The organism is Streptomyces sp. NPDC057474, from assembly GCF_042802555.1.
Lineage (GTDB): Bacteria > Actinomycetota > Actinomycetes > Streptomycetales > Streptomycetaceae > Streptomyces.
In genome coordinates this window covers 1-24666 of record NZ_JBHVDX010000115.1, presented here as the reverse complement: position 1 = coordinate 24666, position 24666 = coordinate 1, and the positions used below count along the sequence as shown (strand labels likewise).

Annotated in this window: 20 protein-coding genes and 1 pseudogene; 13 read left to right on the top strand and 8 right to left on the bottom strand. The window is 70.9% G+C overall.

What is annotated here, in order from left to right; all coding sequences use genetic code 11:
* Positions 1-53: 53 nt before the first annotated feature.
* From ACFU53_RS27945 to ACFU53_RS27930, 4 genes are all read right to left on the bottom strand, one after another.
* Positions 54-701: a Tat pathway signal sequence domain protein gene (locus ACFU53_RS27945; protein ID WP_383998014.1), complete on the bottom strand. Its 648-nt coding sequence runs from the start codon at positions 699-701 to the stop codon at positions 54-56.
* Positions 698-1156 carry a hypothetical protein gene (locus ACFU53_RS27940; RefSeq protein WP_383998011.1) on the bottom strand — a complete coding sequence of 153 codons (459 nt, stop codon included), beginning with the start codon at positions 1154-1156 and terminating at the stop codon, positions 698-700. Before ACFU53_RS27940 ends, ACFU53_RS27945 begins: the two co-directional genes overlap by 4 nt.
* An 81-nt stretch (positions 1157-1237) precedes the next feature.
* Positions 1238-1723, bottom strand: a complete 486-nt coding sequence (locus ACFU53_RS27935) for a PaaI family thioesterase (RefSeq protein WP_383998009.1) — start codon at positions 1721-1723, stop codon at positions 1238-1240.
* A 67-nt stretch (positions 1724-1790) separates the two neighbouring features.
* Positions 1791-4070 carry an FdhF/YdeP family oxidoreductase gene (locus ACFU53_RS27930; protein ID WP_383998006.1) on the bottom strand — a complete coding sequence of 760 codons (2280 nt, stop codon included), beginning with the start codon at positions 4068-4070 and terminating at the stop codon, positions 1791-1793.
* Between the two features lie 718 nt (positions 4071-4788).
* Between ACFU53_RS27930 and polA the strand changes: the two genes are divergently transcribed.
* Positions 4789-7515, top strand: coding sequence for a DNA polymerase I (polA, locus tag ACFU53_RS27925; protein ID WP_383998003.1), 2727 nt, complete (start codon positions 4789-4791; stop codon positions 7513-7515).
* Positions 7516-7989: 474 nt separating this feature from the next.
* Here the strand turns inward: polA and ACFU53_RS27920 are convergent, their stop codons facing one another.
* A complete protein-coding gene (locus tag ACFU53_RS27920) occupies positions 7990-8841 on the bottom strand; it encodes a DUF4184 family protein (RefSeq protein ID WP_383998000.1) in 852 nt (283 codons plus the stop codon).
* A gap of 378 nt (positions 8842-9219) precedes the next feature.
* Between ACFU53_RS27920 and ACFU53_RS27915 the strand changes: the two genes are divergently transcribed.
* The 3 genes from ACFU53_RS27915 to ACFU53_RS27905 all read left to right on the top strand — a co-directional run bounded on the left by ACFU53_RS27915 (position 9220) and on the right by ACFU53_RS27905 (position 12372).
* The gene (locus ACFU53_RS27915) at positions 9220-11007 is read left to right on the top strand and encodes a lytic transglycosylase domain-containing protein (protein ID WP_383997997.1); all 1788 of its coding nucleotides are present in this window, start codon (positions 9220-9222) and stop codon (positions 11005-11007) included.
* 184 nt (positions 11008-11191) lie between these two features.
* Positions 11192-11326 carry an SPW_0924 family protein gene (locus ACFU53_RS27910; RefSeq protein WP_107065316.1) on the top strand — a complete coding sequence of 45 codons (135 nt, stop codon included), beginning with the start codon at positions 11192-11194 and terminating at the stop codon, positions 11324-11326.
* Positions 11327-11379: 53 nt separating this feature from the next.
* Entirely contained in the window at positions 11380-12372 is a 993-nt protein-coding gene (locus tag ACFU53_RS27905; RefSeq protein WP_383997994.1) for a DUF3068 domain-containing protein, read from the top strand.
* Here ACFU53_RS27905 and ACFU53_RS27900 read toward each other — a convergent pair.
* Together ACFU53_RS27900 and ACFU53_RS27895 are read right to left on the bottom strand one after the other, a co-directional pair.
* Positions 12362-15067, bottom strand: coding sequence for an ATP-dependent RNA helicase (locus ACFU53_RS27900; protein ID WP_383997991.1), 2706 nt, complete (start codon positions 15065-15067; stop codon positions 12362-12364). The genes ACFU53_RS27905 and ACFU53_RS27900 overlap by 11 nt on opposite strands.
* A gap of 95 nt (positions 15068-15162) precedes the next feature.
* Entirely contained in the window at positions 15163-16080 is a 918-nt protein-coding gene (locus ACFU53_RS27895) for a class I SAM-dependent methyltransferase (RefSeq protein WP_383997988.1), read from the bottom strand.
* A gap of 318 nt (positions 16081-16398) precedes the next feature.
* Here ACFU53_RS27895 and rpsA point away from each other — a divergent pair, with 318 nt between their 5' ends.
* The 6 genes and pseudogenes from rpsA (at position 16399) to ACFU53_RS27865 (ending at position 21738) form a co-directional block, all read left to right on the top strand.
* Positions 16399-17901: a 30S ribosomal protein S1 gene (gene rpsA, locus ACFU53_RS27890; protein WP_383997985.1), complete on the top strand. Its 1503-nt coding sequence runs from the start codon at positions 16399-16401 to the stop codon at positions 17899-17901.
* A 66-nt stretch (positions 17902-17967) separates the two neighbouring features.
* Positions 17968-18513 (top strand): annotated as a pseudogene (locus ACFU53_RS27885) (FAD-dependent oxidoreductase); the annotation flags it as partial.
* 487 nt (positions 18514-19000) lie between these two features.
* The gene (locus ACFU53_RS27880) at positions 19001-19222 is read left to right on the top strand and encodes a hypothetical protein (protein WP_383998035.1); all 222 of its coding nucleotides are present in this window, start codon (positions 19001-19003) and stop codon (positions 19220-19222) included.
* 391 nt (positions 19223-19613) lie between these two features.
* Positions 19614-20552: a PAC2 family protein gene (locus ACFU53_RS27875; protein WP_383997982.1), complete on the top strand. Its 939-nt coding sequence runs from the start codon at positions 19614-19616 to the stop codon at positions 20550-20552.
* Positions 20553-20678: 126 nt separating this feature from the next.
* A complete protein-coding gene (gene coaE, locus ACFU53_RS27870) occupies positions 20679-21308 on the top strand; it encodes a dephospho-CoA kinase (protein ID WP_383997979.1) in 630 nt (209 codons plus the stop codon).
* Positions 21309-21357: 49 nt separating this feature from the next.
* Positions 21358-21738, top strand: coding sequence for a tetratricopeptide repeat protein (locus tag ACFU53_RS27865; RefSeq protein WP_383997976.1), 381 nt, complete (start codon positions 21358-21360; stop codon positions 21736-21738).
* 112 nt (positions 21739-21850) lie between these two features.
* Here ACFU53_RS27865 and ACFU53_RS27860 read toward each other — a convergent pair whose 3' ends face one another.
* Positions 21851-22117, bottom strand: a complete 267-nt coding sequence (locus tag ACFU53_RS27860; RefSeq protein WP_383997973.1) for a DUF6343 family protein — start codon at positions 22115-22117, stop codon at positions 21851-21853.
* Positions 22118-22209: 92 nt separating this feature from the next.
* Here ACFU53_RS27860 and ACFU53_RS27855 point away from each other — a divergent pair, with 92 nt between their 5' ends.
* From ACFU53_RS27855 to ACFU53_RS27845, 3 genes are all read left to right on the top strand, one after another.
* Positions 22210-23199, top strand: coding sequence for an acyltransferase domain-containing protein (locus ACFU53_RS27855; protein ID WP_383998032.1), 990 nt, complete (start codon positions 22210-22212; stop codon positions 23197-23199).
* 108 nt (positions 23200-23307) lie between these two features.
* A complete protein-coding gene (locus ACFU53_RS27850; RefSeq protein WP_383997970.1) occupies positions 23308-23988 on the top strand; it encodes a class I SAM-dependent methyltransferase in 681 nt (226 codons plus the stop codon).
* A gap of 159 nt (positions 23989-24147) precedes the next feature.
* On the top strand, positions 24148-24618 hold the full coding sequence (locus ACFU53_RS27845; RefSeq protein WP_383997968.1) for a DoxX family protein: 471 nt from the start codon (positions 24148-24150) through the stop codon (positions 24616-24618).
* Positions 24619-24666 lie beyond the last annotated feature (48 nt).

Below are 24666 nucleotides of genomic sequence, written 5' to 3'. Positions count from 1 at the left end.
CCTGTCCACATGGTGAGAACGTGCAGGGTCGACGCGGGTAGGTTCAGGAGTGTTCAGGTTTTTGGTGATGACATGGATTCGTTGCTACAGGCGACCTGAAGGGCGTCGGAGAGGTCCTGCGCGTAGCGCTCACCCAAGATGAAGCTGTGCGCTTCTATTGCGCGCGTATTACGTAGAGTTACGTCCAGGAAAGGAAGTCCGGCGTTCTCCGGCACTTTTCCGCATTCAGTGACGCGCATGGTGACGACGATCTTTCGGGGGTCTTTCATCCCGATTCGGAACGGAGTGCGCGGGTCCGTTCGCAGGGAGAGCCCCGCGTAGGGCTGGGTCATCCGTTCGACCGTGATCGGGGGGCCGTACAGCACGCTCAGCTCCAGCTCGAATCCGAAGCGCTCGCGTGGTGCCCGGGCGGGCCGGGGCGCCGGGCCCAGGTAGCTCACGCCGACCGCCTGGGAGGGGTACGGCGTCTCCCGCATTGTCGGTCCCGGCGGCGGTGCCGGCTCCGGTCGGGTGGCGTACAGATAGCCGCCGCCCGCGAGGACGACGACGGCCGCCCCTCCCGCGAGCGCGGCGCGGCGGTGCCGGGCGTACGCCTGTGCGAACCGTCCGTGAGGGGGCTTTGGTGGGGGTGGCGTGTCCGCTTCCGGTGCGTCCCACGCGCGCGTGCCCTCGCCCGGCTCCACCGGACCGACTCCGCTCACCGCCAGGGCCTTTCGCCGGGACCGCCCGAGCGGTACCACTCCCGGCAGCCCGCGCGCGCCCGCCGGTCGATCAGTCGCTGCGCCGCGGCCGGACCCGCGCGCCTCTTCTCGGCCCGTGCCGCGTCCACGACCTCCCGCAGGATGTCGTACTGCCCGTTCGACAGCCCCATGGACTGATAGTCCCCGTAGGTGTCGCCGTCCAGTGTCTCCCGCGACCAGTGCGCGACGAGCTTCGCGCACAGTTCCTCGGGCGGGGTGGCAGACGGAGACGGCGAGGCGCCGCCCCGCGTAGCCGTCGAGTCGTCCGCCGCGGCTGAAGACCCGGCCGTCGAGCCGTCCGCCGCAGTCGTCGAGCCGCCCGTCGTCCCCGATTCCGTGCACCCGGTGACCAGGACGCCGGTCAGCAGCGCCAGCCCGAGCACCGCCCCCGGCCAGGGGGCGCCTCCCGTTCCCATGCCCCGACGCTAGGGCCTGTCCGCCATGGGGGACCAGGGGCAAAGCGGCCTTCGTCCCCGCCCGCCCCACGCCCGCACGCATCAGTCCGACGTCCGCGCCCGCTCACCCGCCGCCGGGGCGTCCCGCAGCAGACAGGTCAGCCGGGCCGTGCACACCCGCTTGCCGGCCTCGTCGCTGATGACGATCTCGTACGTCGCCGTCGAGCGCCCCTGGTGCAGCGGCGTGGCGACACCGGTCACCAGCCCGGACCGTGCGCCCCGGTGGTGCGTGCAGTTCAGGTCGACACCCACGGCGATCTTGGAGCTGCCGGCGTGCAGCATGGAGCCGACCGACCCCAGCGTCTCCGCCAGTACGGCGGACGCGCCGCCGTGCAGCAGCCCGTACGGCTGGGTGTTGCCCTCCACCGGCATCGTCCCGACGACCCGGTCCGCCGACGCCTCCACGATCCGGACGCCCATACGGGTGCCCAGGTGCCCGGCGGAGAACATCGCGACGAGGTCGATGCCGAGGGTCGCGTACTCGTCGATGACCTCTTGCGGGAACTTCGCGTGGTGCTGCTCGCCCATGGGGCTCCGTCCGTCGTCCGTCGAATGCGCCGCCGGCGGTCGCGCGCCGGCCCTCCTGAGCAAACGCTCAGTCGGTCGACGATTGTTCCAGACGGACCACGACGGACTTGCTGGCCGGGGTGTTGCTGGTATCGGCGGTGGCGTCCAGCGGCACCAGGACGTTGGTCTCCGGGTAGTAGGCGGCCGCGCAGCCGCGGGCCGTCGGATAGTGCACCACCCGGAATCCGTCGGCCCGGCGCTCCACGCCGTCCTTCCACTCGCCCACCAGGTCCACGTACGACCCGTCGGCGACCTTCAGTGCCCGGGCGTCCTCGGGGTTGACCAGCACGACCCGGCGGCCGTTCTTGATGCCCCGGTAGCGGTCGTCGAGGCCGTAGATCGTGGTGTTGTACTGGTCGTGCGAGCGCAGCGTCTGCAGCAGGAGGCGGCCCTCCGGCAGCTCGGGGTACTCGACGGGCGCGGCCGTGAAGTTGGCCTTGCCGGTGGCCGTGGGGAAGCGGCGCTCGTCGCGCGGGGCGTGGGGGAGGGTGAAGCCGCTCGGGTCGGCCACGCGCGCGTTGAAGTCCTGGAATCCGGGCACCACGCGCGCGATGCGGTCGCGGATCGTCGCGTAGTCCTTCTCGAACTCCTCCCACGGCGTCCGGCTGTCCTCGCCGAGGACCCGGCGGGCGAGCCGGCACACGATGGCCGTCTCGGACAGCAGCGCCCCGCTCGCGGGCTCCAGGCGCCCGCGTGAGGCGTGCACCATGCCCATCGAGTCCTCGACGGTGACGAACTGCTCGCCGCCGCCCTGGAGATCACGTTCGGTGCGGCCCAGGGTGGGCAGGATCAGCGCCCGCGCGCCCGTGACGGCATGCGAGCGGTTCAGCTTCGTCGACACGTGCACGGTGAGCCGGGCCCGGCGCATCGCCGCCTCCGTCACCTCCGTGTCGGGGGAGGCCGACACGAAGTTGCCGCCCATCGCGAAGAACACCTTCGCCTTGTCGTCGCGCATGGCCCTGATGGCCCGTACGACGTCGTAGCCGTGTTCCCGGGGCGGGGCGAAGCCGAACTCCTTCTCCAGGGCGTCCAGGAACGCCGGGGCGGGCCGCTCGAAGATGCCCATCGTGCGGTCGCCCTGCACGTTCGAGTGGCCGCGCACCGGGCAGACGCCCGCGCCGGGACGGCCGATGTTGCCGCGCAGGAGCAGGAAGTTGACCACCTCGCGGATGGTCGGCACCGAGTGCTTGTGCTGGGTGAGGCCCATGGCCCAGCAGACGATGGTCCGCTTCGAGGCGAGGACCATGCGCAGCGCCTCGTCGATCCGCTCGCGCGTGAGGCCGGTCGCGGTGAGCGTCTCGTCCCAGTCGGCGGCGCGGGCGGCCTCGGCGAACTCCGCGAAGCCGTGGGTGTGCTCGCCGATGAACGCCTCGTCGACCGCGCCGTCCGTCTCCAGGATCAGCTTGTTGAGGAGGCGGAAGAGGGCCTGGTCGCCGCCGATGCGGATCTGGAGGAACAGGTCGGTGAGGGCGGCGCCCTTGAGCATGCCCTGCGGGGTCTGCGGGTTCTTGAACCGCTCCAGGCCGGCCTCGGGCAGCGGATTGACGGTGATGATCTTCGCGCCGTTCGCCTTGGCCTTCTCCAGCGCGGAGAGCATCCGAGGATGGTTCGTCCCGGGATTCTGCCCGGCGACGACGATCAGATCGGCCTTGTGGAGGTCCTCCAGCAGGACGCTGCCCTTGCCGATGCCGATCGTCTCGGAGAGCGCGGAGCCCGAGGACTCGTGGCACATGTTGGAGCAGTCCGGCAGGTTGTTCGTGCCGAACTCGCGGGCGAAGAGCTGGTACAGGAATGCGGCCTCGTTGCTCGTCCGGCCGGAGGTGTAGAAGAGGGCCTCGTCGGGGGAGGAGAGGGCCTTCAGCTCCTCGGCGACGATGTCGAAGGCGCGCTCCCAGGACACCGGCTCGTAGCGGTCGCCCCCTTCGGGGAGATACATGGGGTGCGTGAGCCGCCCCTGCTGCCCGAGCCAGTAGCCACTCCGGGTGGCGAGATCGGCCACCGTATGGGCGGTGAAGAACTCCGGGGTGACCCGGCGCAGCGTGGCCTCCTCGGCGACCGCCTTCGCGCCGTTCTCACAGAACTCCGCCGCGTGCCGGTGGTCCGGCTCCGGCCAGGCGCACCCCGGGCAGTCGAAGCCGTCCTTCTGGTTGACCCGCAACAGCGTCAGCGCGGTCCTTTTCACACCCATCTGCTGCTGCGCGATCCGCAACGTGTGCCCGATCGCCGGCAACCCCGCCGCCGCATGCTTGGGCTCCGCGACCTGCGGCGCGTCCTGAACCGGATCACTCTTCGGCGCCTTGCCGGCCATGACTGCTCCCCATTCGCATACGCGTGCTGTTCGGGCATGAGGCTACGCCTCCGATCCTCGCACGCGTCACCGACAGCGAACGAGACCGAGCGGTGGCTGAGGTCGGGCTGTGACCGGGGGTGGGCGGTGGCTGAGGTCGGGCTGTGACCGGGGGTGGGCGGTGGCTGAGGTCGGGCTGTGACCGGGGGTGGGCGGTGGCTGGGGTCGGGCTGTGACCGGGGGTGGGCGGTGGCTGGGGTCGGGCCGTGACCGGGGGTGGGCGGTGGCTGGGGTCGGGCTGTGACCGGGGTGGGCGGCGACCGGGCTGCGTGGTGGTTGGGCTGTGTGGTGGTTGTGGTCGGTGTGGTGACCGAGTGCGGCCGGTGGCCGGGGCCGGCCGGTGACCGGGCTGTGTGGTGGTTGTGGTGACTCAGACTGACCGACGACTGTGGCCGGCCGGCGGTCGAGGCCGGCCGGTAGGCGGCGGCGGTTCTCTTCATCGCTCGTCGTTCCTTTCGCTCGTCGCCCGCCCCGCCCCTTCCCTCCCTCCCTCCTTCCTTCCTTCCTTCCTTCCCTCCCTCCCTTCTCTTGCCGTCCGCGCCTGGCCCTCCGCCGCGACGGCGATCAACCACAACGGCGATTTCCGGCGGTGCCGAACCGGCCGCCGCCCCCGCCCCCGGACGGCCCTCGACACGTCCCTGGGGTCCGGCTGTCAGTGGCACGTGGCAGGATCGGGTTCGTGGCAGAGACAGGATCGAAGAAGACCGACAGCACCCCCGGCGGCAGCCGTCCCCGGCTCATGCTCATGGACGGGCACTCGCTGGCCTATCGCGCGTTCTTCGCGCTGCCCGCGGAGAACTTCACGACGGCGACGGGCCAGCCGACCAACGCGATCTACGGCTTCGCGTCGATGCTGGCGAACACGCTGCGCGACGAGGCCCCCACCCACTTCGCGGTCGCGTTCGACGTCTCCCGCAAGACCTGGCGCTCGGAGGAGTTCACCGAGTACAAGGCGAACCGTTCGAAGACCCCGGACGAGTTCAAGGGCCAGGTCGAGCTGATCGGCGAGCTGCTCGACGCGATGCACGCCGTCCGCTTCGCGGTCGACGGCTTCGAGGCCGACGACATCATCGCCACACTCGCCACCCAGGCCGAGGCCGAGGGCTTCGAGGTCCTCATCGTCACCGGCGACCGCGACTCCTTCCAGCTCGTCAGCGAGCACACGACCGTGCTCTACCCGACGAAGGGTGTCTCGGAGCTGACCCGGTTCACCCCGGAGAAGGTGTTCGAGAAGTACGGCCTCACCCCGGCCCAGTACCCGGACTTCGCGGCCCTGCGCGGCGACCCGTCCGACAACCTCCCCGGCATCCCCGGCGTCGGCGAGAAGACCGCCGCGAAGTGGATCAACCAGTTCGGTTCGTTCGCGGATCTCGTCGAGCGTGTCGAGGAGGTCAAGGGCAAGGCTGGGCAGAACCTCCGCGACCACCTGGAGGCCGTCAAGCTCAACCGCCGCCTCACCGAGATGGTGCGCACGGTCGAACTGCCCAAGGGTGTCCCGGACTTGGAGCGCGCCGCGTACGACCGCACGGCCCTCGCGATGGTCCTGGACACCCTGGAGATCCGTAACCCGTCGCTGCGCGAGCGCCTGCTGGCCGTCGACCCGGGCGCCGAGGAGGCCGACGCCGGGCAGCCGGCGGCCCCGGGCGTCGAGGTGGACGGCACGGTGCTCGGCTCCGGCGAGCTGGCCCCCTGGCTCACCGAACACGGCACGGAGGTCCTCGGCGTCGCCACGGTCGACGCCTGGGCGCTCGGCACGGGCTCGGTCGCCGAGATCGCGCTCGCCGCGGCGGGGGGAGCGGCCGCGTGGTTCGACCCGACCCAGCTGGACGAGACGGACGAGACCGCGTGGGCGGCCTGGCTCGTCGACCCTGCCAAGCCGAAGGTGTTCCACAACGCCAAGGCCGCGATGCGGGTCTTCGCCGAGCACGGCTGGACCGTCGAGGGCGTCGGCATGGACACCGCGCTCGCCGCGTACCTGGTCAAGCCGGGCCGCCGCTCCTTCGATCTGGATGCGCTCTCCCTGGAGTACCTGGGCCGCGAGCTGGCGCCCGCCGCCACGGCCGACGGTCAGCTGGCCTTCGGCGCGGACGAGGGCGCCGAGGCCGATGCGCTGATGGTGCAGGCCCGCGTGATTCTCGACCTGGGCGAGGCCTTCGGTGAGCGTTTGCAGGAGGTCGGCGCGGCGGATCTTCTCCGTGACGTGGAGCTGCCGACCTCCGCGCTCCTGGCCCGGATGGAGCGCCACGGCATCGCGGCGGACCGGGCGCATCTGGAGGCCATGGAGCAGATGTTCGCGGGCGCCGTGCAGCAGGCGGTGAAGGAGGCGCACGCGGCGGCGGGGCACGAGTTCAACCTGGGCTCGCCCAAGCAGCTCCAGGAAGTCCTCTTCGGTGAGCTGGGCCTGCCCAAGACCAAGCGCACGAAGACGGGCTACACCACGGACGCGGACGCCCTCGCCTGGCTCGCCGGCCAGACGGACAACGAACTGCCGGTGATCATGCTCCGACACCGTGAGCAGGCGAAGCTCCGCGTCACCGTCGAGGGCCTGATCAAGACCGTCGCCGCGGACGGCCGCATCCACACCACCTTCAACCAGACGGTCGCCGCCACGGGCCGCCTGTCGTCGGTGGACCCGAACCTCCAGAACATCCCGGTCCGCACCGACGAGGGCCGTGCCATTCGCCGCGGCTTCGTCGTGGGCGAGGGCTTCGAGTCCCTGATGACGGCGGACTACAGCCAGATCGAACTGCGCGTGATGGCCCACCTCTCCGAGGACGCGGGTTTGATCGAGGCGTTCACCTCCGGCGAGGACCTGCACACCACGGCAGCCGCCCAGGTGTTCGGGGTCGAGCCGTCGGCGGTGGACGCGGAGATGCGCCGCAAGATCAAGGCGATGTCGTACGGCCTGGCCTACGGGCTGTCCGCGTTCGGCCTCTCCCAGCAGCTGAACATCGACGCGGGCGAGGCGCGTGCCCTGATCGACGCGTACTTCGAGCGCTTCGGCGGCGTACGGGACTATCTGCGCCGGGCGGTCGACGAGGCGCGCGCGACGGGCTACACGGCCACGCTCTTCGGCCGCCGCCGCTACCTCCCCGATCTCAACAGCGACAACCGCCAGCGCCGCGAGGCGGCCGAGCGGATGGCCCTCAACGCCCCCATCCAGGGCACCGCCGCAGACATCGTCAAGATCGCCATGTTGAACGTGGGCCGCGCTCTCGAAGAGGCCGGCCTCGCCTCCCGCATGCTCCTCCAGGTCCACGACGAAATCGTCCTCGAGATCGCCCCCGGCGAACGCGACCGCACGGAACAACTCCTCCGCCACGAAATGGCCAACGCCGTAGACCTGAGGGCCCCGTTGGACGTCTCGGTGGGCTACGGCCCGGACTGGGAGTCGGCGGCGCACTGACGACTGCAGGTGGGGCCCGGGCGCAATGGTCCGGGCCCCGTCAACCGGTCGGCCCATCGACGGGGCCGGGCCGACACTGTGCCGGGCCTGCCGGGAAGCGCCGCTCACAACCGTCCGCAGGTGACGCCGACGCCTCGCACGGCAGGTCGCCTTTCTCGCCGCAGCACAGCCCCACCCCCGTCACCCGGCTGGCCCCCACCAAGGCGCCCCGAGCGGAGCGCAGCCGTAAGGATGCCCGCATGGGCATACGCACGCTCCGCCGCCGTACAGCGACAGCTGCCACCCGCCTGTCAGGGGTGCGAACCCGCCTCACCCGGGTCCCCTGGGCCCGCACACGCGTCCGGCGGCCGCACAGCCTCTACCCCTGGCCGTTGACCCACCCCCTGGCGGCCCTCCTCGGACACGTACCGCCGTACGCCCCCCGCGCCGCCAGACCCCGCATCCCCAGCGGAGCCCCCGCACGGCGCCCGGCACTCAGCGGGGGACCGAGCTGTCCGCCTCCGCGTCGACTGAGGGCGCCGGAGCGGCAGGAGCCGGGCGCCGGACCCTGACACCGATGCCGTAGAGGACCACGCCGACCACGAGCCCGGCGCCCGCTCCGAAGCAGACGGTCGGGATCACCTCGTACGGCTTGGCGACCGACCCCCAGTGCGCCCACCAGCGGGCCACCCGCTGTACGGCCGCGACCAGCGCGCAGCCCCCGATCACGGCGCCCGCCACCCACCGGTCGGCCGAGGAGAGCACGGGCACGCCCACGGGCTCGACCGCCGGCTGCCGGCGCAGGGCCAGCACGGCGAAGACGGCGATCACGACCGCCGCGACCGCGGAGCCGCCGTACTGGAGGTACCAGTAGAGCGGCGAGCCCGCGATCTCCTCGCCGAGGACGGGGAACAGCCGCATCCCCCACCGGTCGAGATGCGTGAACGCGTCCCAGACGACATGGGTCAGCGAACCGAGGGCGGCGGAGACGTACCACCACAGGGCCAGCGAGGGGCTGAACCGCCGCGCTCCCGCCCCGCAGCGCACCAGTGCGGCCACCCTGCCCTGCCGCCCCCTCGGCAGCAGCGCGACCAGCGGCTCCCGGAGCACCAGCCACAGCCCGACCAGCGCCCAGGTGACGAGGATGTCGACGGTGAAGACCCCGGCGAAGGAGTGCGTGACATCGCCGAACTCCATGGCCTCCGGCAGGACACTCGCCACGTAGTAGGTCATGTCGGGCGCGAACGAACCGGCGACGAGCACCGACGGCACCAGGTGCCCGCGCCCGGACCCGTCCCCCCGCAGGGCGGGCAGCACGGCGGCCGCGTGGCTGAGCGTGAAGGGCAAGTCGTCCCCCTGTGACGGACTTTGGCCGGACGGGTCGGTCCGGCGATGACCGGTCGCCAGTATGCGCGACTTGTGCCCGCCCATCCGAAGGGTGCCCGCACGACAGTAAACCGATATGGCCAATAGGTGAATATCGGGCATGAACGGGTGTCCGGGCGACGGAAGTTGTCGTAGGGTCGCCTGGGTTGTCGCACCGGTTGGTGTGGTGGCCACCGGAGTTCTGGGAATGGAATGCCGGAACAGGGCAACCAAGACCGGAGCTCCGGAGTCGGTGTACCTGGGCAGGGAAGCCGGTCCGGCGAAACCGGAAAAATGCCTGAGACATCAATAAACGGGAAGAACGTCGAGGCGTTCGACCACCGGGGAGGGGTTCACTCAATGGCGGCGCAGTTCGGTTTGAGGCTCCGCAAGGGGGCGGCCACCACCGCCCTGGCCGCGGCCACGGTGGCGGCGCTGGCCGCCTCCCAGGCCCCGGGAGTGACCACCGACAGCGCGGGCAGACAGTCCGCGGGCGCGCCCTCCCCGGAGATGAGCACCCAGGCCGACGACACGGCCTCGGGCAACTCGCAGTACTTCACGGACCTTCCGCCCCTGGACAGCCCCACCCCGACGACGGGTACGGGCGACACCCCGGGCACGACCGGCGGCACCGAGCGTGGCATACCCGCGACCGTCCTCGACGCCTACAAGAAGGCCGAGGAGTCCCTGCGCGAGTCCAAGCCCGGCTGCAATCTTCCCTGGCAACTCCTCGCCGCCATCGGCAAGGTCGAGTCCGGCCAGGCCCGCGGCGGCCGCGTCGACGCCGAGGGCACGACCATCGGCAAGATCCTCGGCCCCCAGCTCAACGGCAACGGCTTCGCGAACATCAGCGACACCGACAACGGCGCGTACGACGGCGACAGCACGCACGACCGGGCGGTCGGCCCGATGCAGTTCATCCCCTCCACCTGGGAGTGGGCGGGCCGTGACGGCAACGACGACGGCGCCAAGGACCCCAACAACATCTACGACGCCGCTCTCGCCGCCGGCAACTACCTGTGCCGCTTCGACTGGGACCTGTCGAACGACGGCAACCTGCGCAGCGCGATCCTCAGCTACAACAACTCGACGGAGTACTACAACACCGTCATGACGTGGCTGGAGTACTACCGCAAGGGCACCCACGAGATCCCGGACGGTACCGGCGCCCTGCCCGAGACGCCGAGCGGCGGCAACAGCAACAACACCGGCAACAGCAACAGCAACAGCAACAGCAACAGCAGTGGCGGAAACGGCAACGGCGGCTCCACGACGAGCCCCAGCCCCGCGCCGCCGAAGACGGACAAGCCGGGCGGCGGCACCCCAGCCCCGCCCACCCCAGCCCCGCCCACCACCACCCCGCCCACCACCACCCCGCCCTCGACGCCGGGCACCCCCACCGACACGGTGCACCACCTGGAGAACGCGGGCGCGGCGAACCTCACGGCCATGGCCGGCGACACGTTCACCGGCAAGCTCGTCGCCCGCACGGAGACCAAGGCGGGCAAGGCCGTGGCGAAGGTCCGGGTCCGCTTCACCGTCGTCGGCGACGCGGACACCACCTTCGCCGGTGGCGAGAAGGTCGCGACCATCATCACCGACAGCGCGGGCAAGGCCACCGCCCCCGCGCTCGTGGCCGGCGAGAAGACCGGTGACGTCACGATCCGCACCACCGTCGTGGGCCGCTCCGTGACTGCCCTCGACCACAAGGTCACCGTCACCGCCCGTCAGGCCGACTCCCTCGCCCGCACCGGCACCACCGCGCTGACCTGCGTGCCGAACGGGGAATTCGCCGAGCAGGTCGAGGTCAAGGCCACCTACAAGGGCGAGATCGCGGACAAGGTCGCGGTCAAGGCGACCCTCATCAAGTCGCTCCTCGACGTCACCGAGAACGACAAGGGCCCCTACTTCGGGAAGGACGGCGCGGGCAATCCCGTACGCACGCTGACCGCCCTGGAGACCGACGCCAACGGCCTCCTCAAGCTCCCGAAGCTGTTCTCGGACGAAGCCACCGGCACGTTCATGCTCCGCATCGAGACCGAGGGCGGCGCGATCCTCACGCTCGATCTGAAGGTGGAGGCGGCGGCCGAGCCGACCGAGACGGCCGAACCGACCGAGTCGGTGACGCCGAGCCCCAGCGAGTCCTAGTCGACCGGCCGTTCGTACGGCCGCGGCGGCGCCCCTTCTCTTGAGATCTCTTGAGAGGGGCGCCGCCGTTGTGTGTGCGACGTGTTCTCATCTCGACCCGCCGTTGCTACGGTGCCGCACCTGACGATGTATCAGTTCCTGTCGTGAGGCCCGTAGCCGTGAGGCCCGTAGTCGGGAGGTCCGTATGCGCGCCCTGATCGCCGCCGCGACCGGTCTCGCCCTCGCTTTCGCGCTGGTGTTCACGATCACGGCGCTGGGCTCACCGACGGGGGAGACATCACCTAAGCCGTTGCTGACGACGGTCCCCGCACATCCATAGCCGCATAGCCGAGGGTGGCAGCACGTCCACAACCGCCCGGGAGGGAGGCCGAGATGCGCCGTAGGGCCGGTCTGATCCTGCTCGCTCTCGCCGTGTTCTTCACCGCGCTGTCCCCACTGCTGCGCTGGTACGTCTTCCCGAACCTGGCCAAGATCCCGGCGAACCAGTACCAGGACATGGTCCTGGAGGCGAAGGACGCCACCCTCCTCGACTACGGCACGATGACCGCGCGGACGGTTCCGAAGGTCACGATCGTGCAGACACTCAAGGGCAACGTGGAGGCCTCCGAGGAGATCGAGAAGAACACCGACCGGGACGTCGTCGTCTGGGACGGCCTGTCGTACGTCCAGGGTCCGGACGGCGAGATGGTCTCCAGGATCCCCGAGCGCTACATCTTCGACGCCCACACCCAGCAACCCGTCCACGCCAAGGGCGAGATGGTCGACGGCGACCCCGTGAAGCGTGAGGGCCTGGAATTCAAATGGCCCTTCCTCACGGAGAAGAGAAACTACGAGTACTTCGACGCCCAGGCCAGGATCACCGCCCCCATCCACTACAAGGGCACCCAGGACTTCCGGGGAGTCGAGGTCTACTACTTCGAGCAGACCATCCCCTGGACCGAGGTGCCCTTCCCCCGGACCATGCCCGTCGAGGGCATCACCCGGGAGACGGTCGCCGGGACGGGCACGACCCGCTGGTACACCACGGTCCGCAAGTTCTGGGTGGAACCCGTCACCGGCGCCCCCGTCTACGGCGAGGAGATCCACAAGGAGGAACTCCGCGGCGGCACGCTCCTGGGCGACCGCGAGAAGGTGACCGCCTTCGCCGGTCACGTGAAGATGCGCGAGGACTACATCGAACACACCGTCGACCTGGTCAAGTCCCAGCGCCTCCTCGTCCTCCTCATGACGTCCTACCTGCCCTGGGGCTTCCTCGGCCTCGGCGTCCTGCTCCTCGCCCTCTCCCTCTACGTCGAGGCCCGCGGCCGCAGGCCCGGCGAACCGGAGTCCAGCAAGCCCCCGGCGTCCGAGCCGGTCAACGCCTGAGCCGCGCGTTCGTGTACCGGGTCGGCTCGGCCGTCGCCGGGTCCTCCGGCCAAGGATGCTTGGGATACCGGCCCCGCAACTCCGCCCGTACGGCCCTGTAGCCGTCCTTCCAGAACGAGGCGAGATCGGCGGTCACGGCGGCGGGCCGACCGGCGGGGGACAGCAGATGCACCAGCACGGGCACCCCGGCCAGCACGGGCGACTCCCGCAGCCCGAACATCTCCTGCAGCTTCACCGCCAGCACGGGCTGCTCGGGCCGCGCGTAGTCGACCCGGATCCGGGACCCGCTCGGCACCTCGATCCGCTCGGGCGCGAGCTCGTCCAGCCGTACGGCGTCCCCCGTGGCCCATGGCAACAGCCGCTTGAGCCCCTCCCCGGCATCGATCCGTCCGAGGTCAACCCGCCGCCGGGCCCGGCTCAACTCGGGCTCCAACCACTCCTCCACGCGCGCGTGCAGAGCACTGCCGGACACATCGGGCCAGGGCGCGCCGAGCTGCTCCCGCAAGAACGCGAGCCGTTCCCGCAACCGCTCGCCATCCTGAGACCACCGCAACAGGTGAAGCCCCTCGACCCGCAGCCCTTCGACCAACGCCTCCCGTACGAGCCCGGGCGCCGCCTCCTTCAGCGGCCGCACCGCCAACTCCACGGCCCCCAGCCGCTCCACCCGCCGAGCGACGACGTCCCCGTCCCTCCACCCGACCTCCTCCCCCTGGCCGTACAACGCCCCGGCCGCCTCCCGAGCGACCCCCTCGTCGATGGCGACCCCGAGCCGCACGCGCGCGTGCCCGGCCCCCACCGCTCGATCGGCGACAGCCACGGCGACCCAAGCCGCCCCCCGCAACCCGGACCCCTCCCCCACCTCGGCCCGAGTCCCCGAAACCATCAGATATGAGCCCTTGTCGCCCCGCGCCACTCTCTCCGGAAACGCGAGCGCAACAACCACCCCGGCCCCCCACTCACCCCCGGCACCTGCCCACCCACCCGCCTCGCCCTTGGCCGCAGCGGACCGAGAACCGACCCCCGTCCCAGCCACCTCGGAGCGAGCCCGCTCGCCCACGGGCAGAACCCCGGAACCGACATCCCCGGCAGCCGCAACGCGGCCCGAGCCGATTCCACCCCACGGAGCATCGGCGCTCGGTTCGCCCGGGAGAGAGTCCTGGGTGGATTCCGGGTGGGAGAGGGGCCGCGCCGGAGACGCGGGCACTGATGCGGATCGAAGACGCCGGACTTCCGTGCGCCAGCGAGCCGCGTAGGCGTCGCCCCCGCGCCGGGCCACCCGTAGCGCGGCGGTGAGGTCGTCGCCGTACTCCCGCGGGGGCTCCTCGCTCAGCAACGCGACGACCTCCGCCGCACGCTCGGCTCCCACCAACGGCGTCGCGTCCAGGAGGGCGCGGGCCAGCCGGGGGTGGAGGCCGAGACGGGACATGCGGGCGCCGCGTTCCGTGGCGTGCCCGGTGGGGGAGACCGCGCCGATCGCGGAGAGGACGTTCCGGGCCGCAGCCATCGCCCCGCTCGGGGGAGGATCCAGAAGGGCGAGCCCGGAGGCGTCCGGGTCGCCCCAGCAGGCCGCCTGGAGAGCGAACGCGGTGAGGTCGGCCACCTTGATCTCCGGCGAGGGGAAGCGCGGCAGACGGACGTCCTCGGCCTCCGCCCAGCACCGGTAGACGCTGCCGGGGGCCTCACGCCCGGCCCGCCCGGCCCGTTGCCGCCCGGCCGCCTGCGAGGCCCGTACCGTCGTCAGCGCGCTGAGCCCACGCGCGTGGTCGACGCGTGGCTCCCGGGCGAGCCCGGAGTCGACGACCACCCGCACCCCGGGAACCGTCAGCGAGGACTCGGCCACCGAGGTCGCCAGCACCACCCGACGCCGCTCCCCGCCCGCCAGCACCGCGTCCTGCACGGCAGCCGGCGCCCGCCCGTGTACCTGGAGCACGTCACCGAGACCGCCCAACTGCCCGGCCACACGCGCGATCTCGCCCACACCCGGCAGGAAACAGAGGACGTCCCCCTGCCGCTCGGCCAGCGCCCGCCGTACCACCGACGCCACATGCGTCAGCGCCGCCGGGTCCACCCGCATCCCGTGCGGCGGCCGTACCGGACGGGCGGGCGGCACCCACACCACCTCGACGGGGTACGAAACCCCCTCCGCCGCGACCACCGGCGCCCCGCCCAGCAGCCGGGCCCAGCCCTCCGCGTCCGTCGTCGCCGACGCCGCCACCAGCCGCAGCTCGGGCCGCAGCGCCGCACGCACGTCGAGCAGGAACGCCGCCACCGTGTCCGCGTCCAGATGCCGCTCATGGCACTCGTCGAGCACGACGACGTCGACGCCCGGCAACTCCTGGTCCCGCTGCAACCGTTGCAGCAGTACACCCGTCGTGACGACCTCCACGCGCGCGCGGCGCCCCACGACCCGCTCACCGCGCACGGTGTAGCCGACGCTCTGGCCGACCTTCTCGCCCAGCAGCCACGCCATCCGCCGCGCCGCCGCCCGCGCCGCGATCCGCCGCGGCTCGGCGACGACCACCCGCCGTACCGGCCCGCCGTCCAGCAGCCCCGCCAGGGCCAACGGCACCAGCGTCGTCTTGCCGGTCCCGGGCGGCGCGACGAGGACCGCGGCGCCGTGCCCCTCCATCGCGTCGTCCAGAGCGGGCAGGGCAGCGCGCACGGGCAGCGCGTCCAGGGCGTCGTAGCGGATCACGCCCCTAGTGTCGTACGCCCCCGAAAACGTCCTCTACGCGCGCGTGCCTCTTTACTTGTCGCCCGCCCTTGTCGCCGGCCGGACACGTTCCCGCTTCAGTCCCGCTCGCACACGAAGATCGCCGTCCCCGGGATCAGGTTCCCGCGCAGCGGAGACCAGCCGCCCCACTCGGAGGTGTTCCAGGCCGGCCACTCCGGCTCGACCAGGTCGACCAGCCTCAGGTCCGCCGCCACGACGTCCCGTACGCGGTCGCCGATCGTCCGGTGGTGCTCCACGTACACGGCCCGCCCCTCTTCGTCCTGCTCCACGTACGGCGTGCGGTCGAAGTAGGAGCCGGAGACGGACAGGCCCTCCGGGCCGGGCTCGTCGGGAAAGGCCCAGCGGATCGGGTGGGTCACCGAGAAGACGAAGCGGCCGCCGGGGCGCAGGACGCGGCGGACCTCCCGCAGCACCCGCACGGGGTCGGCGACGAAGGGCAGCGCCCCGTACGCCGAACACGCCAGGTCGAAGGAGGCGTCCGCGAAGGGCAGGTCGCCGGCGTCGGCGCACACCAGAGGGAACGATCCGCCGATGCGCAGGGCGTGCTGGAGCTGGCGGTGGGAGACGTCCAGGGCGACCGGGCGGGCACCCTGGGCGGCCAGCCAGCGCGCGCACTGCGCGGCACCGGCCCCGATCTCCAGGACGTCCTTGCCCTTCAGCTCCTCGGGCGGCCCCAGCAGCTCCGCCTCCACCTCGTCGAGCCCTTCCGGGCACCAGACGAAGCGGTCGTCGCCGAGGAACGTGCCGTGCTCGATCTGGTACTCGTCGGCGTTGCGGTCCCACCAGCCCCGGTTGGCCCGGGAACTCTCCGTCACCCCGGCCTCGCGCCGGGTGGCCTCCGCTTCGTCGGCCTCGGGTGCGCCGGGGGCCCCGTGGGCCTCGACGGTTTCATGGACATCGGGCTCTTGGATGATCGGCTCCCTCGTCGTACTCTTCCGTAACCTGCGTGGCGCGACCCGCTCCGGTGGTGTCACGAAAGGGGTCTCCCAGGCCTGCGTGGCCTCATGGGACGGGTTTTGTGTCGGGTATGCGGCGTTCCGCCCCGGGTGGGCGCCTTCGCGCATTGACCCTGCCTGGCTGCCCCCGTATGCTACAAGTTGCGCTGCGGGCCTGCGCACCTCAGACGTAGCAGGCTGCGCTCGCATCTGTCGTATGTCCCCTCGGTTTTCGAGGCGCCACCGGCTTTTTCGCTGGTGGGCGCTTCCTTGGCTGTCCGGCTTCTTCAGAGCGATACGGGCTCCCGGCGTAGCAGTACCTACGACTTCAATGTCCGCACCGGAGCCCTTTCCCACATGACGAGCAGCACCGAGACCACCGCCACCACGCCGCAGGTTGCGGTCAACGACATCGGTGACGAGGAAGCATTCCTCGCCGCGATCGACGAGACGATCAAGTACTTCAACGATGGCGACATCGTCGACGGCGTCATCGTCAAGGTTGACCGGGACGAGGTTCTCCTCGACATCGGTTACAAGACCGAAGGTGTCATCCCGAGCCGCGAGCTCTCGATCAAGCACGACGTCGACCCGAACGAGGTCGTCAAGGTCGGCGACGAGATCGAGGCCCTTGTTCTCCAGAAGGAGGACAAGGAAGGCCGCCTGATCCTCTCGAAGAAGCGCGCCCAGTACGAGCGTGCTTGGGGCACCATCGAGAAGATCAAGGAAGAGGACGGCATCGTCACCGGCACCGTCATCGAGGTCGTCAAGGGTGGTCTCATCCTCGACATCGGCCTCCGTGGCTTCCTGCCGGCGTCCCTCGTCGAGATGCGCCGTGTCCGCGACCTCCAGCCCTACGTGGGCAAGGAGCTCGAGGCGAAGATCATTGAGCTGGACAAGAACCGCAACAACGTGGTCCTGTCCCGCCGTGCCTGGCTGGAGCAGACCCAGTCCGAGGTCCGTCAGACGTTCCTCACGACCCTCCAGAAGGGTCAGGTCCGCTCCGGCGTGGTCTCCTCGATCGTCAACTTCGGTGCCTTCGTGGACCTGGGTGGCGTCGACGGTCTGGTCCACGTCTCCGAGCTGTCCTGGAAGCACATCGACCACCCCTCCGAGGTCGTCGAGGTCGGCCAGGAGGTCACGGTCGAGGTCCTCGACGTCGACATGGACCGCGAGCGCGTCTCCCTGTCGCTGAAGGCGACCCAGGAAGACCCGTGGCAGCAGTTCGCCCGGACCCACCAGATCGGCCAGGTCGTGCCCGGAAAGGTCACGAAGCTGGTTCCGTTCGGTGCGTTCGTCCGCGTGGACGAGGGCATCGAGGGTCTGGTCCACATCTCCGAGCTGGCCGAGCGCCACGTGGAGATCCCGGAGCAGGTCGTCCAGGTCAACGACGAGATCTTCGTCAAGGTCATCGACATCGACCTCGAGCGTCGTCGCATCAGCCTCTCGCTGAAGCAGGCCAACGAGGCCTTCGGTGCCGACCCGGCCACGGTCGACTTCGACCCGACGCTGTACGGCATGGCCGCGTCGTACGACGACCAGGGCAACTACATCTACCCCGAGGGCTTCGACCCCGAGACCAACGACTGGCTCGAGGGCTTCGAGTCCCAGCGTGAGGTGTGGGAGACCCAGTACGCCGAGGCGCAGACGCGCTTCGAGCAGCACCAGGCGCAGGTCATCAAGTCCCGCGAGGCCGACGCCGCTGCCGCGGCCGAGGGCGGCGACGCCGCGGGTGCGGCTCCGGCCGCGGGCGGCGGTGGCTCGTCGTACTCCTCCGAGGGCGCGGACACCTCCGGTGCCCTGGCTTCGGACGAGGCCCTGGCTGCCCTTCGCGAGAAGCTGGCCGGCGGCCAGAGCTGAACGCACACGGCTGAGGTCTAGCCGATAACACTTCGGGCCCGCATCCACCAAGGATGCGGGCCCGAAGTGTTTCCGGCATGGGCGCGGGGTGGGGGGATCGCAGGGGAGCGGTCGGCGGCGATTTCTGCGGGGAATGGGGCTGGCCGGCGGCACAGGGGCGATGTTCGCGACGATGCGCGCCCTCGGGCTTCGCCCCAACCGCGCGTGCAGCCCAGCGCACACAGTCCTTCGCGCGCCCCGGCCGGGGGCTTCACGCTCGGCGGGCGCGGACCGGCCGGGGTGGTCGTACTGGGCGGTGGCATCGCCGGGCTGACCGCCGCGTACGAACTGGGCAAGGCGGGTTGCGACTGCACGGTCCTGGAGGCCGGGGAGCGGGCCGGCGGACGTAACCTCACCGTGCGGCGCCGGGATTCGACCACAAGTCTGTACGGCCACGAGCAGACCGTCCGATTCGCCGACGAGCAGTACCTCAACACCGGGCCGGCCCGTCTCCCGCAGTGGATGGTCACTCCGGACCACTACTGTCGCGAACCGGGCGTCCCCATGGAGGGGACCACCAACGTCAACTCCGCGCACGCGTACCTCTTCTACGCGTCGACCGGCATGACGAAACCGATGCGGTACCGGAACGCGAAGACCGATATCCACCGCCACGTCTCGGAGTTGCTCGCCAGGGCCACCGGTAAGGGCGCCCTGGACGGGGAGTTGACGGCCGAGGACCGGGAGCGGCTCGTGGAGTTCCTCGAGGACTTCGGGCAACTGGGCGACACGTCGACGTACGAGGGCGGGGACCGGCGCGGCTACGTTGTCGTCCCGGGCGCCGCGCGGACCCCGGGGGTGGTATTTGGTGACGTCCCGACCGCCTCGGAGATGTTCGCGAGCGGCGTCGGACGGTACTTCTCCTTCGAGTTCGGCTTCGACCGGGCGATGCTGATGTTCCAGCCGCGGGGGCCGTCGTTTCGCAGACCGTCGACAGGGACGACGGTGTCACCGTCACGTCCATCCAGAGCGGCCGTACGAAGGGAATCGACGCGGACCACTGCGTCGCCGCCCTGCAGCCCAACATCTCGCCCGGATCCCGCACAACCTCGGCTCGGGAGTGCGGCGCGCACTGGAGGCGTTCAGGCCGGTCTCCGCCGTCAAGATCGGACTGGAGTACCACTCGCGCTGGTGGGAGCCGGACCACGACATGTACGGCGGCATCACCGAGACCGACCTGGACGTCACCCACATCTGGCACCCCTCGCACGGCTTCCACGGGCCGCACGGTGTGTCGTTCGGCTACTACAACTTCGGTGCCACGGCCTACTCGTACGCGTGAGTGACCCCCGAGGAACGCGAACGGCGGTCGGTGGCCGCGGGTTTGCGGATCCACGGCGACAAGTACCGCACCGATCTGACGTCGTCCTTCTCGCACCACTGACGCCGGACACCCACGTGGAGGCCGCCCGGCACTCCACCGCCGGCGGACCCGACCACCCCCGCCACAAACCCCTCGACGAGCCCACCGGACGCGTCCACTTCGCCGGCGACCGGCTCAGCCACACCCCTGCCAACACGGGGCGTTCGGATCCGCGCGGAAGGCCGTGACCGGGCTCCACGCGCGCGTGCTCCAGTCGTGGAGGTGCGGGCCGCATTCGTGGAACGGGCACCGGGAATGCCCGGCCCCCGTTCCGCGTTGTGGAGTAGGAACACGAGGAGGAGCGGTCACAGTGCTTGATCCGCAAAGTCTGTACGCATGGGAGCCGAAGGGCCTGGCAGTCGTCGACATGGCGCTCGCCCAGGAGTCGGCGGGACTTGTCATGCTCTACCACTTCGACGGATACATCGACGCGGGTGAGACGGGCGACCAGATCGTCGAACGACTTCTCGGCTCACTGCCCCACCAGGTGGTGGCCCGCTTCGACCACGACCGGCTCGTGGACTACCGGGCGCGCCGCCCACTGCTGACGTTCAAGCGCGACCGCTGGACCGACTACGAGGAGCCGACGCTCGACGTACGGCTCGTCCAGGACGCCACCGGAGCACCCTTCCTGCTGCTGTCGGGCCCCGAGCCGGACGTGGAGTGGGAGCGCTTCGCGGCCGCCGTCCAGCAGATCGTGGAGCGGCTCGGCGTGCGCCTCTCGGTGAACTTCCACGGCATCCCCATGGGCGTGCCGCACACCCGGCCGGTCGGCCTCACCCCGCACGGCAACCGGGCCGAGCTGATCCCCGGTCACCGCAGCCCCTTCGAGGAGGCCCAGGTGCCCGGCAGCGCCGAGTCCCTCCTGGAGTACCGCCTCATACAGGCCGGACACGACGTGCTGGGCGTCGCCGCGCACGTGCCGCACTACATCGCCCGCTCGCCCTACCCGGACGCCGCCCTGACCGTCCTGGAGGCCGTCACGGCGGCCACCGGCCTGGTGCTGCCCTCCGTCGCGCACGCCCTGCGCACGGAGGCGCACCGTACGCAGACGGAGATCGACCGGCAGATCCGGGAGGGCGACGAGGAGTTGGTCGCCCTTGTGCAGGGGCTTGAGCACCAGTACGACGCCGCCGCGGGCGCCGAGACGCGGGGGAACATGCTCGCCGAACCCGTCGACATCCCCTCCGCCGACGAGATCGGGCGCGAGTTCGAGAAGTTCCTGGCGGAGCGGGACGGCGAGGGCTGAGCCCTTCCGAGCTCGTCTCCAGAGTCGTCTCCGGAGCTGTGGGAGGCCCTGATCCCGGAGCTGTGGGAGGCCCGGAAATCAGGGCCTCCCGCAGCTGTGTCAGTGGCAGGGCCTAAGCTGCCGGGCATGCTGAAAGTGGGTCTCACCGGCGGTATCGGCGCCGGCAAGAGCGAGGTGTCGCGGCTGCTCGTGGAGTGCGGCGCCGTGCTGATCGACGCGGACCGCATCGCGCGCGAGGTCGTCGCCCCGGGCACGCCCGGGCTCGCGGCGGTCGTCGAGACCTTCGGGGAGGGCGTGCTCACGCCGGACGGCAGCCTGGACCGGCCCCGGCTGGGCTCCATCGTGTTCGCGGACCCGGAGAAGCTCGCCGCGCTGAACGCGATCGTGCACCCCTTGGTGGGCGCCCGCTCCAGGGGGCTGGAGAACACCGCCGCCGAGGACTCCGTCGTCATCCACGACGTCCCCCTGCTCACCGAGAACGGCCTCGCCCCGGTGTACGACCTGGTGGTGGTCGTCGACGCGGCGCCCGAGACCCAGCTCGACCGTCTCGTACGCCTGCGCGGCATGACGGAGCAGGACGCACGGGCGCGCATGGCCGCCCAGGCGACGCGCGAGAAGCGTCTGGAGATCGCGGACATCGTCATCGACAACGACGTCCCTCTGGAGGACCTCCGCCGGCGAGTGCGGGACGTATGGGCGGATCTCACGCATCGGGCACACGCGAGCCCGGAGCGATCCGAACACTCACAGGAATAGTGGGGTCGCAGGGGGCGTTGAACCGTCCCAGCAAGGGAAGGACTCAGCCGTGCCCGAGACCAGCGGTTCCACCGGACGTACTCCGGAGACGCACGTCATCGACTTCCGTGCCGCCGAGCAGCTGCTCGCCGCGAGGGATCCGCGGGGCGCGGTGAAGCTGCTCGACCGCGTCATAGCCGAGCACCCCGAGAACACGGCGGCCCGGCTGCTGCGTGCCCGCGCCTTCTTCGCGGCGGCCCAGCTGCGGCCCGCCGAGCTGGAGTTCACCATCGTCCTGGAGCGCGAGCCGGACAACGCGTTCGCGCACTTCGCCCTCGCCCGCACCTATCAGCGCCAGGCCCGCGACGACCAGGCCAAACGCCACTTCCGGCTCGCGGCGGCCCTGGACCCGAACCCGCAGTATGTGGAAGCGGCACGGTTCGACTCCTGATGGCGGTGCGTGCGCGCCGCCCAGGAGCTCGGCCGGGTGGCGGGTGCGGGGTCGTCGTGGCTTGTCGCGCAGTTCACCGCGCCCCTTACGGGGCACGGGATGTCCTTGCCCCTCAAGGGCGGCCGTGTCTCGGCGGTTGGTACGGCGGGATGTCCCGGCCCGGCTGGTAGTGCGGGCCCTGGCGGATGTGGCGCAGGATCATTGTCAGGTCGACGGTGACGATCAGCCACAGCACTCCGCAGGCTGCGGCCCAGCCGGGACGGCCGACCAGAGCGAAGGCCGTTGTTCCGGCGATCGCCCAGATCAAACCCCATACGCTCAGCCAGAACCGCATCCGCAGGGGACTGCGCGCTGTCGTCGGTTCACTGCCGGTACGCATCGGATCGTCGCTCCTACTCGTCCTACTGGGAAACGTACTCTCCGCCTCGTACGTTCTCCAGAAGACCGATGAGTGCGACGGGGGAGGCGATGGTGCTGCTGGACGCGCTGCGGGCGGACGAGAGGCTCGCCGACTGGCTGAAGGGCCTGGAGGAGAGCGGGAACGCCCCGGGAGTGAAGGCGCGGCTGCCGGCCGCCGACGAGCTGCCGGCCGTGCTGGTGGACCTCGCCGTGCCGTACGAGGACATCAACGACCTGGTCGCGCTGCGCCGCACGCTGTCGGCCGACGAGGGCGCGACCTGGCTGCTCGGGCGGTGCGTCGACGGTCTCGTGCGGGACATGGGGAAGATCGGCAAGGGACTGAGGCTCCTGCCGCTCCCACTGGAGTCGGGCCCGCTCGGCCGCTACTTCCACGTGTACGTCTGCGTCGCGGCCCTGCCGTACGTGCGGGCGTACCACCGCGAGCGCGGCATCCCCGACGACATCTCCCGGCGCACCCTCGCGGACCTCGGCCGCGGCCTGGTGCTGCACCGCCGGCGGTACGGCGTGGGCGGGCTGATGGCGCCGACCTGGTTCTCGCTGCACTTCCACGGGGAGCTGTACCAGCTCGGCCGGCTGCAGTACCAGCGGTCACGGGTCAGCGGACGGGAGGGCGTCGCGCTGGCGGCGGCGGGCCTGGCGCTGCGGCCCGGAGAACCGTGCCTCGACCTGCACATACCCGACTACGCGGGACCCCTTACGCCGGAAGCGTGCGACCGGTCGCTGGCGTCGGCCCGCGACTTCTTCGCGCGGCACTTCCCTCAGGAGCGCTACACGGCGGGCTGCTGCCACTCCTGGCTCCTCGACCCACAGCTGAAGCGGTACCTGCCGGCGGACGCCAACATCGTCCGGTTCCAGGAGCGGTTCCGGGTCGCCTGTGGCAACAGCGAACCAGAGGACGACCTGCCGATCCGCTTCGTGTTCGGGGACCCGGACCTGCCGGTGGAGACACTGCCGCGCCGGACGAGTCTCGAACGCGCCGTGGTCGACCATCTGCGGGCGGGTGGGCACTGGTACAGCGGGCATGGGTGGTTCGCCTGGTGAGGCGCGATCGGCGTGATCATCTTGGGGCACTCCTATTCACCCCATCGGGTGATGCGTGACAGGAACGGCCCGTGGCCGCCCGGCCGTTGGACGAATATGAGCATTCAGATGCGTGAGGGATACGAGGGGACCGGGCCCGGCGAGATCACCCCGGACGGCTGCGCGGTCGAGTTGTACTCGCGGTTGCCGGTGGGGGACGAGCCGGAGGTGATCGCGGGCGCCGCGCCCGCGGGTGCGCGCATTCTCGAACTGGGCAGCGGGGTGGGCCGCATGACCCACCCCCTGATCGACCGGGGTTTCACCGTCACGGCCGTCGACGAGTCGGCGGAGATGCTGGAGCGGGTGCGCGGGACCCGCACGATATGCGCCCCGATCGAGGGGCTCGACCTGGGCGAGAAGTTCGACGTGGTGCTGCTCGCGTCGTTCCTCGTCCACACCGGGGATCCCGAGGTGCGGCGCGGGATGCTCGCGACCTGTCTGCGGCATGTCGCGGACGACGGCTTCGTGCTGATCCAGCGCGAGGGGGAGGACTACCACACGAACGTGCCCCGGGAGCGGGTCGACCCCCGAGGCTTCACCGTCCGCATAGCCTCGACCGAACCGGTCGGGGACGGGGTCCACTCGGTGTTCGTGGAGTACTTCTTCCCGGACGGCGAATGGACCCAGACGTTCCGGGCGCGACCGCTGACCAAGGAACAGTTCGAGGAGGCGCTGGGGGAGGCGGGGCTCCAGGTGGACCGGTATCTGACGGAGGACCGGATCTGGGTGAAGGCGGTGCCGGTGGGGTGAGCGGCTGATGGTGTAGTGGCACGGAGGGAGCGGCTGACGGTGGGGTGCGGGGGATCCGGAGATCCGGCGTGAATTTCCGGCGGGCGGCGATGAGTTCGGGGGAGGGCCTCGGTCTACCTCTGTGACAGCACTACGGAACCGCTTCACACAGGAGATCCCATGTCCGAGACCACCGCTCCCGTCACCCGCGTCGCGTCCGCCTCCTCGGCCGCCGCTTCCGCCGCCGGTACGAAGGGCACCGCACACAGCAAGGGCGCCCGGATCTCGCTGCGCGCGCTGCAGATCGTGCTCGCGCTGTTCTACGCGTTCGCGAGCGCGCTGCCCAAGCTGATCGCGCACCCGTCGGCCGTCGAGTCCTTCGACACGCTCGGCTGGGGCAGCGCGGGGATGTACACCATCGGTGCGCTCGAACTGGCGGGTGCCATCGGGCTGTTGATCCCTGCGCTGGCCTCGGTCGCGGCGTTGTCGCTGAGCGCGCTGATGGTGGGGGCGTTCATCACGCAGATCACCGCCTTCGACGGGGAGTACGCGGCGACACCGCTCATCCTGCTTGTTCCGCTCGCCCTGATCGCCTGGGTGCGACGCCATGACGTGGCCGGGTCGGCGCGAGGGGCGCGACGAGGGGCGTGACCGCTGCGGCCACGCTCGTGCGGAGGGCATCGCCGAGGGGTTTCCCGG